Source organism: Pseudoalteromonas sp. SWN166 (assembly GCF_015864485.1).
Taxonomy (GTDB): Bacteria; Pseudomonadota; Gammaproteobacteria; order Enterobacterales; family Alteromonadaceae; genus Pseudoalteromonas.
Genome location: NZ_JADYXB010000002.1, coordinates 19,256 through 34,357, shown reverse-complemented (window position 1 = coordinate 34,357; position 15,102 = coordinate 19,256). Strand labels below are relative to the sequence as shown.

11 protein-coding genes are annotated in these 15,102 nt (G+C 40.4%); 1 reads left to right on the top strand and 10 read right to left on the bottom strand.

Features of this window, described 5'->3' with window-relative positions:
- Nucleotides 1–312 precede the first annotated feature (312 nt).
- On the bottom strand, nt 313–1,446 hold the full coding sequence (locus I6F49_RS01415) for an endo-1,4-beta-xylanase (protein WP_197159491.1): 1,134 nt from the start codon (nt 1,444–1,446) through the stop codon (nt 313–315).
- 115 nt (nt 1,447–1,561) lie between these two features.
- On the opposite strand from I6F49_RS01415, the gene I6F49_RS01410 reads away from it, so the two are divergent.
- A complete protein-coding gene (locus I6F49_RS01410; protein WP_197178077.1) occupies nt 1,562–2,536 on the top strand; it encodes an SMP-30/gluconolactonase/LRE family protein in 975 nt (324 codons plus the stop codon).
- A gap of 153 nt (nt 2,537–2,689) precedes the next feature.
- Here I6F49_RS01410 and I6F49_RS01405 read toward each other — a convergent pair whose 3' ends face one another.
- The 9 genes from I6F49_RS01405 to I6F49_RS01365 form a co-directional block, all read right to left on the bottom strand.
- Nucleotides 2,690–3,970 carry a glycosyl hydrolase family 8 gene (locus I6F49_RS01405; RefSeq protein ID WP_197178076.1) on the bottom strand — a complete coding sequence of 427 codons (1,281 nt, stop codon included), beginning with the start codon at nt 3,968–3,970 and terminating at the stop codon, nt 2,690–2,692.
- A gap of 213 nt (nt 3,971–4,183) precedes the next feature.
- A complete protein-coding gene (locus I6F49_RS01400; RefSeq protein ID WP_231615000.1) occupies nt 4,184–4,942 on the bottom strand; it encodes a ThuA domain-containing protein in 759 nt (252 codons plus the stop codon).
- 76 nt (nt 4,943–5,018) lie between these two features.
- Nucleotides 5,019–5,729, bottom strand: coding sequence for a DUF6445 family protein (locus I6F49_RS01395; protein WP_024611073.1), 711 nt, complete (start codon nt 5,727–5,729; stop codon nt 5,019–5,021).
- A gap of 5 nt (nt 5,730–5,734) precedes the next feature.
- On the bottom strand, nt 5,735–7,219 hold the full coding sequence (locus I6F49_RS01390) for a tryptophan halogenase family protein (protein WP_165727807.1): 1,485 nt from the start codon (nt 7,217–7,219) through the stop codon (nt 5,735–5,737).
- Between the two features lie 22 nt (nt 7,220–7,241).
- Nucleotides 7,242–8,252 carry a cupin-like domain-containing protein gene (locus I6F49_RS01385; protein ID WP_197178074.1) on the bottom strand — a complete coding sequence of 337 codons (1,011 nt, stop codon included), beginning with the start codon at nt 8,250–8,252 and terminating at the stop codon, nt 7,242–7,244.
- Nucleotides 8,253–8,262: 10 nt separating this feature from the next.
- Nucleotides 8,263–9,006 (bottom strand): SapC family protein, encoded by a 744-nt coding sequence (locus I6F49_RS01380; RefSeq protein WP_197178073.1) that lies wholly within the window; start codon nt 9,004–9,006, stop codon nt 8,263–8,265.
- A 185-nt stretch (nt 9,007–9,191) separates the two neighbouring features.
- Nucleotides 9,192–12,221: a TonB-dependent receptor gene (locus tag I6F49_RS01375; RefSeq protein WP_197178188.1), complete on the bottom strand. Its 3,030-nt coding sequence runs from the start codon at nt 12,219–12,221 to the stop codon at nt 9,192–9,194.
- A 388-nt stretch (nt 12,222–12,609) separates the two neighbouring features.
- A complete protein-coding gene (locus I6F49_RS01370; protein ID WP_197178072.1) occupies nt 12,610–13,677 on the bottom strand; it encodes a glycoside hydrolase family 43 protein in 1,068 nt (355 codons plus the stop codon).
- 62 nt (nt 13,678–13,739) lie between these two features.
- Nucleotides 13,740–15,095, bottom strand: a complete 1,356-nt coding sequence (locus tag I6F49_RS01365) for an MFS transporter (RefSeq protein ID WP_007585185.1) — start codon at nt 15,093–15,095, stop codon at nt 13,740–13,742.
- Nucleotides 15,096–15,102: the final 7 nt, after the last annotated feature.

Genomic DNA, 15,102 nt, shown 5'->3' with positions numbered 1-15,102 from the left:
TGTGTGTGAATATACAATCATTAAATTAACCTAAAACCAACACTGTTATAGTCTAATTAACAATAAGTATCAAGATTAAAATTTGTTCTACTTTTATATTTGCCTAGGTGGTTAAATCGTAAGGTGAATACTTTTATAAAAGGCATAGTGGTATCTGAACGTATAACACTTGCGTAAAATCAGGATATTTAAAATCACTAACTAGCTAAGTTAGTGAAGCGGTTGCTCATTATTTTTCTTTGTAACAACTTCAAACACAAAAAAGCCGAGTATTTAAAAACACTCGGCTTTACATTTTACACATTAAATTGCTTACTGAACTACATCAGCAATTGTTTTAATAATCGGTTTAGGATTTAAATTACGATCCCATAATAATGGGTAGTTTGTTCTGTTTGGGATTGGGTAGTCGTTTTTCCACGACATACCATCGTGTAATCCCCAAAAGGTTACGCGGTCTATCTTGTCGCGTTTTGCGTAAAACAGTTCAAACAAGGCTTTATAACGGGCGTTTAATTGCGCCTCTACGTCGCTAGGTAAGCCATTTTTGTATGGGTCGAGGTAGGTTTCAAACTCTTCTAACTGAAACTGTGGTTTCATCATATCGGTGCCGGTAATCTGCCCTTCTTTTGTTAAAGGCAGCACGTCTATATCAAGCTCGGTGATCATCACTTTTATACCCAGCGCGGCGTATGCATCAATGGCTTGTTCAATATATTGCATTTTAGGAAAGTTAAGCCCCCAGTGCGCTTGTATGCCAATGCCATCGATTCGAATACCTTCTTTTTGCAACATTTTGATCATACGTATAATGCCGTCTCTTTTTTCTGGTCGCCATGCATTAAAGTCGTTGTAGTAAAGCTCGGTATTAGGTGAATACTGCTGGGCGTATTTAAACGCGGCTTTTACCATTGTATCGCCATCACCTACGCGGTTAACCCACACAGTTGGGCGATAAGAGCCGTCATCAGCAATTACTTCGTTAACTACGTCCCATGCATCTACTTTGTTTTTATAGCGCCCTGCTACCAGCTCTATGTGTTTGCGCATTTGCTCTAACTGCTCTGCTGGGGTATTTGGCTCATTTTTGCTATTTGTAAAAAACCAGTCAGGCGTTTGGTTATGCCACACTAAGGTGTGGGCTACGGTAAACATGTTATTTTGCTTGGCAAAATCTATAAATGCATCTGCACCACTAAAATCGACCTTACCTTGCTGTGGGTAAATTACTTCTGCTTTCATGGCGTTTTCTAGGGTGACTGTATTAAATTGCTTAGCAATAATTGACTGCGCGGCTGCGTTTTTGCCTGTCACTATATCTTGATTTACAGCAACCCCCATTTTAAATGAGTCTGCAAAGGTGTTTTTAAGACCTTGGTCTTGTGCAGCGTTTACGCTTAATGATCCTGCAAGTAAAAGCAGGCTGAGTGTGTGTTTTTTATGCATGTGTGTGCTCCGTTGAATCGTTATTATTTTCGATAAATATCATACAACGAAAAAAATAAATGATATAGTCAAAATGACCATTAATTATAAATTAAACAAACCTGAGTAAACGTCTATGCTAAAAACACACAAAAAAACGCTAAGCCTAGTTGTATTAATGCTCTTTTTTAATAAAGCAGCGCTGGCACAACAACCTGAAAATACACCTTTGTTAAACGCTGTAAACAGCCAAAGCAATGAGCAGTCGCCATTAATAAAGGGCGTAACACCCACACTCGTTAGTGACAATTTATTATTTTTAGAAGGCCCAACGTGGTCAAGCCAAGACAATGCGTTTTATTTTTCAGAAATGAACTTTGCTAGCTCGCAAGCACTTGGCCCTGATTCGACCATTTATAAATTAGTGCTGCCCAATACCCTCACCACTTATTTAAAACACAGTGGTACAAACGGCTTGTATGCCAAAGGGCAGAACCTCTATACGCTTAACCATAGTACGCAGTCGCTTTCTAAAATTAATATAAAAAGTAAAACTAATACCGTAATAGTTAGCGAGTTTGATGGGCTAAGCTTTAGCTCGCCAAACGATATGACTATGCATAAAAATGGCGATATATTTTTTACCGATCCTAACTGGCAAATAGGCGAACGCACTCAACAAATGCCTTATACTGGTGTGTATAAGTTAAGCAATACAGGCGTACTTAGTTTAATTGACGCTACTCTTGAAAAGCCCAACGGTGTTGCGCTCTCGCCCGATCAACGTACCCTTTATGTTGGCGACTTTAGCAACCGCGTAAGCAAATACACTATCGATGAAAACGGTGATATTTCACCGCGCGAAGACTTTATTAAAGTAACCTCGCCCGATGGTATAAAAGTAGACTCTGCTGGCAATATTTACGTTAGCAGCCACAAAGAAGGCGTTATTAATATTTACACGCCAAGCGGCTTACTTATCGATAAAATTGAACTGGGCCCTAATGTAACCAACCTTGCGTTTGGTGGTAAAAATCGCAAAACATTATTAATAACCACCGCTAAGGGCTTGTTTACGCTTGATGTAAAAGTAGCGGGTTTGGCTAATTAGCTAAATTAGTTAAGTAACTTATTAAAGGGAAAGTTAAGCTCACTCGTTAAGCACAAAAACCGGTGTAACTTGGTTACACCGGTTTTTTATTATTTAAGTTTTTGCTGCCTAAGCTTTTGCTACTTAGATTTTTGCTACTTAGGCACCGTTATTTTAATTAAACGTGTTGTTATAAAACTTAAAATTGCCCGATACATGCAGCATAGCTAACATATATAACGAACCATTATAGTAACGGTAGTCACCCGTTGGTTGCGATAAAGACCAAAATTCGTTAAAAAACTCATTTGCTTGCCCAGCGTTTGTTGAAGCAAGTAACGCTACTGCATTCGCGGCTTTTTGACCTTCGCCTGCACAGCCTTTGTTTTGCGCTCCACCGTACGAATACACTTGCTCGTAACAGTTATTACTGTTGTTAGTTTTTGCATAACTTAAAAAGCCCAGTGCTTTATTTACTGCGCTTTTATGCCACGCTTGAGCACCCATTAAATGCGCGTCTAAGCCAACATTCATAATTACGCGCCATGCATCAAACTCATACCATTGACCTGGGTTTGCTTGGCCGTTAAAAATGTAGCCAATAACAGGGCTGCCATCTAAGCGCGATAAAAATGTAGGTAAGTTCCAATGCGGATTATCATTCACTTTTGTAAAATGGTTTTTAAGTAAGGTTCTACTTTTTGTAGCCACTTGTCGCCAGTAATTTTTGTCGGCTTTATTAGTCACGTTATTTGCAAAGTAGTCGTAAAACGCAGGTATATGATAAGAAGGGTCTGTTAGGTTATCAATGTAAGGTGAAAAACGGATTATTTGGTTTTGCATCAGCTTGTTTTTAATTGTGTTTAACATGGTAATGGCATCAGCATAATAATCAAATTCGCCCGAATTACCCCAACGGGCTGACGCATTAAGTAGTGCGAACGCAAAGTACTCTTCGCCATCCGGAGCCGGACCTTCATCTACTTTATAAACAAAGCCGTTTTGATTAAGCTTTAGTTTCCACGCGTAAACGCCTTGTTTTTTTACATCAGGGTGATTGTCTGGATTTTTTTGATACGCTTTAGCAAAGCGCCATAGGTTATCAAATTCTTCTTGCTTGTAGAGCATAACAGCGGCGGTCATTCCCCACGATTGCCCTTCTGTTCTTATATCGTCGCCTTCGTCTGGGTTAATTGCTTTTATGTAGTGTGCTTTATAAACACCGTTTTCGGTGTACGGGTAGTAAAGTTGTTGAGTGTTGTTATAGCCAAACATATTGTCAAAAGTACTATTCACCTTTTGCTGTATATTTGTTTTACCCATTTCTTGTGCGAGGTTACGGTATGTCCCTGAACTGTCGGCGCCTACACTCGATGGGTTATTATTAAATGCAGCAAGTGATTGATAGCTTATTAGTGTTAACAATAAAGTTGTTATTTTAAAAAATACTTTCATGTTTATCCTCTTTATTTGAATTATATCAGCGTGCAAATTTAATATAGTCTTCCTGACCATTTGATCAAGCAATTCTCAAAATTATTTGTTTATTTTATAAACTAAGTGAAATGAGTGAGGTGTTTAAACAGTGCCTAAAATGCAAAAGGCCGCTTAAAAAAGCGGCCTTGAACGATGTAAATAAAACTAAAAAGTACATTTATGAGTTATTCATTAATTACTGCTTTTTAACCCTTTACCTGTTGCAGCCCAATAAATACCGCCATAAATATGTTCGGTTAAAAACTCACTGCTATACACCGCATTAGTATGCCCAAGAGCGGTATAAAATGAGCGGCCGCCATCGTAATTGTGATACCACGAAATAGGATGAAACGATCCCATGCCTGAGCCTGTTTTGTTATTACCCCAATCGGCAGTTGGGTTGTAAGTTTGCTCATCAACCGTGAGTAAGTAGTTTAACTTAGTGAGCTCTGGCCCAAACTCGTACCACTCGTCAGTCCAAAGCATTTCCTGCGGCATATGGCTTAAGCCAATAAAGTTAGTATTAGGCACTTTGCTTAATACACCGGTTTGAATAACAGGATGAATGTTAAAGGTGCGCCCCACCAGCTTTTGATACCACAGCCAATCGTATTCGGTGTCTGATGCGCTATGAATACCCACAAAGCCTTTACCTGCTTTTACAAATCGTTCAAGCGCGGCTTGCTCTTTTGGGTTTAAAATATCGCCTGTGGTTGATAAAAACACTACTACATCAACATTTTTTAAGTAATCGTCGTTAAAATAATGGCTTTCTTCGTGCCAAATTAAATTAAAAAAGTGCTTATCGGCTAAGCCTTCTAGCGCTTTATTGCCTTCGGTTTGCGACTTATGGTGCCACCCTGCGGTTTTTGTAAATAGCAGCACATTAAATTGCTTTTTAGGGAGGGTATCAAACCCTGTAGCATGACTTTTTTGCACTGTTGCCATACTCAGCGCCAATACAACAAAGCTTAATAGCCAACCCTTATATGCGAATCTAGGTAAAGAAAAAAACATAGTATTCCTATTTAAAATGAACAAACATATTGGCCGTTAACCGCCCTGTTTGTGGACACGGTGAAATATCGGTGGCTGTATTAAGTAAACTGGTGTGCAGCAAATACCCAGGAAACACAATAAGCCTATTTGGCTTGTAGGGTATGTGCTTGTAGCATTCAAACTCACTGTGCTGTGGGGTGCAGTAACTAGGTTTTGTGTTACTGCACTCAAGAATGTGTTGAGCATGCGTTAAATACGTGTTTTTGCGCTTTGTGCTTATTGTTTCAAACCCTGTTTTTTTATGCCTAAAAAACCCCGTTCCGCCATGCGGCCCCTCTCCAAGGTAATGAATAATGGCAATTAGGTTAGGATCGTTGGTATCAAAGTGTGGCAAGGTTTGTATTGGTGATAGCTGCTGCTCCGTTTTAGTAATTAACGATAAGGCATTATCTTTTGGGTATGGGGTAAGTGTTTGCCCAATATTAAATACGTTATAAAACCCCTGTATAAGAGGCTTTAAGTAATCAACCACACATTGCTTTGGCAGCGGCATACGTAAACCTGGGTATTGAGTGAGTTCGTCGGGTTTAAACTCTCCATTACTTTGAGCAGCACTTTGCGCTAATTTTATAAGTTTTTGCGGCTCACTAAGGTAGTCGTCAATTATAATAATTGGCGTTTGCTCTTGCCCTATAAACTCATACTCTGGCTGTAAGTTATTGCCAAGTGTTAGCATAATACTTACTTAGCCTTGCAATAATGATTAATAAAATCAATGTGACTCGGTAAGCTATTTGCTTTTTTAGCCACATGATTTTTTATTGATTCTAAAAATCGTTTAAGCTCATCATCGCTCATGCTATCTACAATGGGGTGATAATTTTGCGGCACTAGCCCTTGCCCTAACATCACTTGTAACCACGATGCTTCGCCAAATAGCTCTTGCTCTGCTTTATAAACATGCCCGCTTTGTTTAAATAGCTCAAGGCGTTTAGCGAGCGACTCTGGTATTGGCATATTTTTACAGTAACGCCAAAAGTCGCTGTCGGTGCGCTGCGTTACGTGGTAATGCAGTACAATAAAGTCGCGGATATTTTCCGCCTCAAAGCGCATTTTGTTATTAAAGTCATCTTGATAGCACGACTCAATTGCTTTGGTTGGCATGTTTTGCATTAATCTAATAATGCTTTGCTGAATTAAATGAATACTGGTTGATTCAAGCGGCTCAATAAAACCACTTGCCAAGCCAATAGCAACACAGTTTTTGTTCCAATGTTTACGCCGTGTACCGGTGCGGTATTTAATAACGCGCGGCTCATTAATAGGTTTGCCTTCTACGTTATTAAGGAGCGCTGTTTTGGCCTCATCATCGCTCATGTATTTACTACAAAACACTAAGCCATTACCACGGCGGCTTTGCAGCGGTATTTGCCACTGCCAACCACATTTATGTGCCATTGCACGCGTATATGGCACTATTGGGCTTACTAATTCGGTTTGTACTGCTACTGCGCTGTCGCACGGGAGCCAATGGCTCCAATCTTCGTATCCGGTGTGTAGCGCTTGCTCTATTAATAAACCTTTAAAGCCGGTGCAATCTATAAATAAATCGCCCTCAATAATTTGCCCGTCACCTAAAGTAAGCGATTTTATAAAGCCATTATTGGGCTCTAAGTTAACTTTGCTTATCATGCCTTCTATACGTTTAGCGCCGTTTTGCTCTGCAAAATTTCGTAAAAACTTAGCGTACAAACCGGCATCTAACTGATAAGCATGGTTACGGTCTTGATTCGGCACTACGGCAAATTTACCCAAGCGACTTGCTACGTGCTCTGTGCAATAATCACCAATATCGGCTGCTACACCTTGTTGCATACCTTTTAGCCAAAAGTGCTGAAAACCTGCAGCCCAACAACCTTGCCCCACATAACCAAATGAGTGAAAGTAGCTTTGCTGGTTTTGTTTCCAGCCCTCAAACGATATGCCTAATTTAAACGTGGCGTTAGTGGCTGCCATAAATTCTGATTCACTAATTTTTAGTAAATCATGAAATATATGCAGCGTAGGAATAGTTGACTCCCCGACCCCTACGGTAGGTATTAAATCGGATTCAACCAAGCATATTTCAATATTTTTACCTAGCAGCTTTGCCATTGCAGCGCTGCACATCCAACCAGCGGTGCCGCCACCTGCTATTACTATTTTTTTAATTGCATTTTGATTCATAATTCAAACCTTACAAGTACGCTTAGCGTCTTAATTTATTTTGTAATTCGGCTCTTAATTTACGCGCTGTTAGCTCATCCATTGGCTTTGTTAAAATAGCCTGTGCGGGCTCTGGTATGTGGGTAAATTCGTTATCAGCAAATACATAGTAATTAAACAAGCGTTGCCATGCTGCTCGCTCATGTTTTGGTAAATTACGTATGTTTAAAATAGCAAGGTGCAACGCATTAGTAGGCTGCCCATACACCGCAGGCGTATTTTTAAACCAATAATTAAACAGTATATTTAAACTGCCAAGCCCCTGTACTTGGTGCCACCACATGCTGGGTAAAATAAGCGCATCGCCCGCCTCTAATTCAACGGTAATTGCCGCTTTTATTGCCTGTTCAAACTTAGGAAACTGCTTAAAGTTGGGTGCTGTTGTGGTGGTTAAACTTATAGGCTGACCACCGGGTGCTTTATCAAGCGGGCCTATATATAAATTATCGATTTGATCGGGGGGAAATAAAGTAAAACGCCTTTTACCTGCAACGCAACAGGCTAAATTTTGCGCTACGTCGTAATGTGCTGGCACGGTAACCTTGCCGCCTGCCCACACATTAAATAAACAGCCTTCGCTTAACGCATTAACGTGGCAGTGATCAACCAAAGCAGGTAAGCATTGTGCAATGCTAGTAGAGCCAATGTATAGCGTATCTGCGTGTGGGTTATTTGCAGTTTGCGTTATTTGCTCAAGCGCGTTAATAAATGGCGCTTGTTGATTAGTAAAATTAAAACCACTCATATCGGGGTTATACCCTACAACCCCATTTTGACTGGCGGGTATTGTGCAGGTATTAACTAAAAAACCTTCGTAAAACGGCGTTAAATAATCAATTACTGCAGCATCAGATTTTTTAGCAGCAATAACGAGGGGCCATTCGCTTACAAACCCTTTTAGTACAATAGGCACTGGCGAGTTTAAAAGCTCCCTTGGTAACGTACTGGGAGTTAAACCACTGAGCGTTTGAATTTCATTTACTAAATTTGCCATAGTTAAGCACTTACACCGCTTGCTTTTGTAGCATAAGTTGCTCGTTTTTAAGCGCCACTAAATCACGTACATGTACTTGCGATGCAATGACCATATATATACACGCTAAATACCCTTGTGAATGCAGCTGTGTAATTGCCTCGCTACCTAGCTGGTTGAGCGAGTCTTCGTTTATGGTATAAAAACCGAGTAAGTTATGTTTAAGCCCGTTTACTAAATCAAGCTCTAGCGATACCGACTCAAGCAAACCATGTTTAATTAAGGTTTTAATAAAAGGCTGATTTTCTTGAAGGCCATGATGAAGGCTGTCGAGCACGTTTATTATATTTTCGAGGTAATCACTATTCCCGCCGTGTTCTAGAAATAAGTTAATACCCTGCTTTGTTGACACTTTTGGCGAGTCTAAATCAATACTAAGCATGCGCTCTTGCGTTGCTACACCGTTTTGCACTGTATTTTGAGTCGCAATAGCAAAAGGCAGTCGCTGCATGCTGAGCGGAATGTAGTGTGCTTGCCATTGTTGGTTTACTAAAAATAAGTTTTCGTCTTTGTTTATGCCGTACAAACACACCGGCGAAAATGTATTTGTTGCGTCATCTTTGGTAAAAAATATTGGGTAATGTGCTTGAGCGACTCTAAATTCGCTCACAAATGTTTCGCTGTACCAAACCCCGTCACCTAAGTGTTTGCTACGTGCAGGGTTTATTTTTAAATGCTGATGCTCAACATTATTTAATAATGCATGATTGGCCATGGATTGTGTGCTCCAATTATTGTTGTGTGCCTTTACTTACTGCTACGCATACCTACTGCTGTGAAGTGAATGTAACAAATAAGTTAAATTCACATTGACTATAACAGGTGGGTATTATTATTACTAGATTAAAAAGAGCAAAAAAAAGCCGCATAATGCGGCTTTAAATAGGTAGATAATATTTATTAAAAATTATAACGAACACCTAAACCGTAGCGAGAGCCTGTTTGAGTGATGTTATAAATCAGCTCTTGCTTGCGCCCGTACGATGTTACGTACTCGTCAGTAATATTTATACCTTCAATAAATACGGTAAGCCCTTCTACTGCGGGTACTTCGTAACTTACGTTAAAGTCTATTTGGTAATACTCATCGGTATAAATTGGCGCAGTTAAATCGCCATTTACACGGCGCTCATTTAAAAACGAATCGCGCCAGTTATACGCAATACGTGCTTGTAAGCCTTCTTTATCGTAAAAGAACACCACGTTTGCCGTATCACTTAACCCTACAAGTGCTTCTGTATCCTCAAGTGAATCGTTGTCGTATTCAAGACCTGAGTCAACCATGGTGTAGTTAAAAATACCGCCAAACCCTGACTCACCAAATAAGTGCTGAATATTAAATTCAAAGCCATCAATGGTGTATTCTTGGTCGCCATTTACAGGCACGTTTATTCTAAAGTTTACAGGTTCATCTGTTGCTGGGTCACCAACAATTGTGCCGCCGTCTAACTCGCCATTTTCATCAAAATTAGGCTGTACATTTGGATCATCAGCAAAGTTTTCAAAAATATATGTTCGAATAGCTAAGTTAGAAGCATCAGCACCTAATGCACTTTGTGCTGCTTTGAACTTCTCACCGTTTAAAGGATCGGCAAGATTAAAAATATCCGAATCTATTGTGCCTGTTGTGATCCAATTGGTTACGTCTTTTTTAAAGTAACCAAACGAAATATAGCTACCTTCGCCGTAATACCATTCACTTGATAAGTCGTAGTTAATTGATTCAAGTGGTTTAAGTCCTGGATTACCAGACCCACCCGAATAACCACTTAAACTACCGCCGGTATTAATAGTTGTGCCGCCTTGCAGCTGACCATAACCCGCTCTTGAAATAGTTTTGCTTGCTGCTGCGCGAATCATTACATCTTCAACAACTTCAATATTAAAATTAATATTTGGCAGGAACTGGCTGTAATCTGCCGATTGGCTTAGCGTTTCAATACCGGTAACACCCGTTACTGATGTGGCTGTATCTTCGTTCCATTCTACGCGGCTGTAGCCGGGTGCGGTTGCTTTAGAATATACGTCTGTTTTTTCGTAGCGTAAGCCAACTTGTAGATCGAAGAACATGCCGCTCAATTCGCCTTTGTAATTTACTTGTGCAAAAGCAGACTGCGTTTTTTCTTCAGTAAAGCGGTTTGTTGCTGCATCCCAATCGGTTGAGGCACAAAATTGTCCTTCCCCGTTTGGTCCTGCCGCTGCGCCGTCGGCTGCTTTACAATCACCGTAAAGGTTATCTACGTTAGCAACAGGGTCAGCAAACTCGGCAGCATTTACAATCGCGTCAAAGTCGGCAAAAAAGATTGTATTAAATAAATCATATTCGCCTTGTGTTGCAGTGCCTTCAAAATTACCCGCTTTAGCTTGAAACTTATCTAAAATAGTATCTTGGCGCCAATCGATATCAGCAAAGTCGCCCTCAACACCAACTCCACCCCAATCTGGGCGCTGTACTTGCGTATGACGATAATGGTTATTTACTTTATTAACCGCAACGCCAAAATCAATACTTAAACTGTCGTCAAAGAAGTACTTACCTGAGATTTGTGTTTGATCGATTTCTGAATCGTATTTGTCGTTTGCAAACCAGCTACCCGATAAACGCATAGTGCTTGGGTTAAAGTTTTCGATGTTACCAATTGCAATACCGGGTAAATCGCCAGTTAAATCAAGCCCAGAGCGCGTACGTGTGTACGAAGGCAACTGAATATTGTTACGCGTACCGTGGCGTGGATCGGTTGCTTTCATAGAGGCTTTTGAACTGTGATGATCAAACTCTAGGTTAAGCTGATCCGACACTGCCCACTCTAAGTTAAAGCCTAATGAATCTGTTTTTTCTTCGCGACCCCAAGAACCTACCGTAAGCGACGTATCGCGGTAGTCGGCATCACTTTGAATGTCATAAATTTCTGAGTAAATGAGTGGGTACGCGTTAGGCTCGCCCGCCCAAACAGACTCACTTCTGTCGCCTGCGTAGTTAAACCATACTGAAGCATCAGTGTGTTGCTCTTCAACGGTTGTTTTAAAGCCGGTGTAATCAAGGGTTGCTGTAATGTTTTCAACAGGCTGATATTGAAAAACTAGCTGCCCATTTACACGTTCACGTTGGCGCTCTTCAAACACATAACGTGGTTGTTGCGGGTTTGAGTAAATGCCTGATGTAGGTCTGTTTGTTCCGCCTTCAGCGCCTGCAGGTACGCCGCCCCATCCTGTATTTGTGTAATCAGATGCTCTGTAGCCTTGATCTTGAATAAACTGTTGCATACCGCTTTCACGGTCTTGGTAGCTACCTGAAATCGAAATACCAAACTTGTCATCCCCAAATGTTTGCGAATATAAACCGCTTACCTCTGGTGTAATGCTACCCTCGTCGGTAGATTGATCGTCTACAGCTTTAACGCCAAACGATGCTTTTATACCTGGGCTATTTAAGGGTCTGTTTGTTGTTAAGTTTATAGTTGCGCCAATGCCACCTGAGGTAACACTTGCGTCTGATGTTTTATAAACTTGCACACCCGATACGCTTTCAGATGCGACATTTGCAAAATCAAATGTGCGGTCACCTGTTGTATTAGGAAGCTGACGACCATTAATAGTAATTAAGTTATTAGCAGGTCCAAATCCACGGACTGTTACGCGGCTACCTTCACCGCCGGCTCTATCAATTGATACGCCGGTAATACGTTGTAGCGATTCAGCAAGATTGGTATCAGGAAATTTCCCCATATCCTCAGCCGAAATTGCATCGACAATACCAGAAGAATCGCGTTTAACATCCATAGAGCGTTGCAATGAACCTCTAATGCCGGTTACTTGTATTATTTCTACATCTTCATCGACAACGGTTTCTGCAGCGTAGCTTTGGTGAGGAAGCGTAACCGACCCTATTGCAGCGAGTATGGCTGTTGAAATTATCTTTTTCTTAAACATCATGATGCCCTTTTTCTTATTTAATTATTATTGACGTACTGCAAGACTTTAAGAATTACTCGAAACATAATTGTAAACTATTTGTTTCATTTTACGGTCAATAAATAATTATTGTGTGTGTATGTTTTAAACGTTTTACAAAGACCACAACCAGTTTTAAACATGTGCTACTTAACTAATAAATCTTTAAATAACAGCATGTTTATGCTAATTCTTTGTGCTATTTTTTACTTTAAAATGTTTTCATTTTTTCATATGTCCTCAGCTTCCTCTTATTTAGACTATTAACAAAATAAATAAATGGTCATATTGACTATATCTTTTTTATGCAAATAAAAGGCGTTGCAGTGCTCACGCAGATAATTTGCATTGTTTATAACTATTTTTATTAAGCGTGTTCATATGGGCTTATTGTTTGGATTTTTCCGTTTTCGTCGTGCTCAAGCTTAGCCATTTTCATACTGCGTAAATGGGTTTGCCCGCTCGATAACGTACTGTCGTGATAAAATAAAAACCAATCACCATTGTGCTTAACAATTGAGTGGTGCGTGGTCCAACCCAGTACTGGGTTTAAAATAACGCCCTGATAGGTAAATGGTCCGTACGGATTATCGCCCGTTGCATAGACAATTTTGTGTGTATCACCCGTTGAATACGAAAAATAATAAACACCGTTGTGTTTGTGTACCCATGGGCCTTCAAAAAAGCGGCGGTTGTTATCGCATACTGTAATTGGTAAGCCACTCTCATCAAGTACAACAACCTCTTTTACGTCTTCGCTTAGGCTGATCATATCTTCCGATAATTTTGCTACGCGTGCTGGAATTGCAGCTTCACCATTTTTTGGATATGTACCTTCTTTGTTAAATTCGCTTGTTTGCCAATTTTGTAATTGGCCGCCCCACAAGCCACCAAAATATAAATAATGGCTTGAGTCGTCATCTTCAAATACAGCCGGATCGATACTAAACGTGCCTTGAATGTAATCGTCTTCTGCTTTAAAGGGCCCTGTTGGGCTGTCACTTTTTGCAACGCCAATTCTGAAAATACCTTGCTGATCGCGTGCCGGAAAATAAAGGTAATACTGACCAAGTTTATGCGCTGCATCGGGTGCCCACATTTGCTTGCTTGCCCATTTTACATCGTCTACACAAAGTGCTACGCCATGGTCTATGGCTTTGCCTGTGCTTTCGTCCAGCGAAAACACATGGTAGTCGCGCATTGCAAAGTGGTCGCCGTTATCATTAATTTCATTTTTTGATTCAATGTCGTGCGACGGGTAAATATACACAGTGCCGTTAAACACATGCGCAGACGGATCGGCGGTATACATGTGATCAACTAATACATTGTGATTTTGTATTAACGAGTTGGCTCGTTGTAAGTCTTTTAACTGTTTAAGTTCAGCGTCACTTAATCCATTAGATGGGGGTGCTGCTTGTGCTGTATTTTGCATTTTCACTCCTAGTATTGCCTGCCCACTTTGCACTTTTAAAAGGTGCAAAGTGGACTGCTAAATTAGTTTATGGTTTTGTTATCAGCCAGCTGCGTTTGAATGCGCTTTACCTCAGGCTCGGTAAGTTTGTAACGTGTTATAAAAATTAAACATGCCACGGTACAAATTACTGGAATGCCAGCAAAGGCGAGTAAAATGCCTGATAACGTGTGTTCTGATTGCTCTTGATTAGGCACGTATGCATAGCCAGATAATATCCACCCTGCAATAGCACCGCCAATTGCAAAGCCTAGTTTTATTGCTAATAAATGACCCGAAAACGTAACAGCGGTTAATCGGCGACCAATTTTTAATGCGCCGTAGTCAACCGTATCTGCCACCATCGAAAACATAATTGGGGTAATTATCATGTGGGCAAAGTTAGCAATAAAGTAGACGATAAAAATGGTGACTATGGCGTCGCTCTCAAGTACGTAAAACATGCTATGAGAAATAATTACGACAACTAAAGCGACTATAAATAGTGTTTTCTTTTCAATAAATTTGGTTAAAAAGTTGGTAGACACAGCGCCTAGTACTGAGCCAATTGCTGAGAGTGTTAAAAAGTTAGAAGTAAGTGAGGCTTCTCCTACGTAGTACTTAATATAATGCGGTGCTACTGAGGCTCTAACGCCAATTAATATTAATGTTGCTAGGCTTATAACGGCTATTACAACCCATTGATCGTTTTTAAATAAGCTTAAAAATTCAAGGAAGGCATTCTTTTTACTTTGCGCGGGTTTAACTTGTTTGGTTTCTTTGGTCATTTTAAAACACAGTAAAAAACAAGCCGCTGCAAGTCCGCCTAAAAACACCATGGCTAGTGGGTAACCTACTACATCGTCGCCGTCGCCAAAAAAAGCAACCAGCTTAGGCAGTGCCCATACAATTACAAGCAGTGCAGCCATTGCCATTGCAAATCGATATGACTGAAGCGATGCACGCTCTTTAGGGTCGTTTGTCATTACTGCGCCAAGTGCGCCATAAGGTATATTAATAGCGGTATAACACGTCATTAATAGCCCGTAAGTAAAGTAGGCATATATAAGCTTGCCCGTAGAATCAAAATCGGGGGTTATAAATGCTAAGCAAGCAAACACACCGTAAGGCACGGCTAAAAATAATATATATGGGCGGTAAGACCCCCAACGGCTGCGCGTTCTATCGGCAATGCTGCCCATTATAGGGTCGGTAATACCATCAAATAAACGAACCGCTAATAATAAGGTACCCGCAGCGGCTGCAGATAAACCGTAAACATCGGTATAAAATATCAACATAAAGTTAGCGACCATTTGAAATACAATATTACTGGCTGTATCACCAAGGCCGTACCCTATTTTTTCTTTAATTGTGAGTGTGTGTTTTGTGTTGTTCATGTGTGCT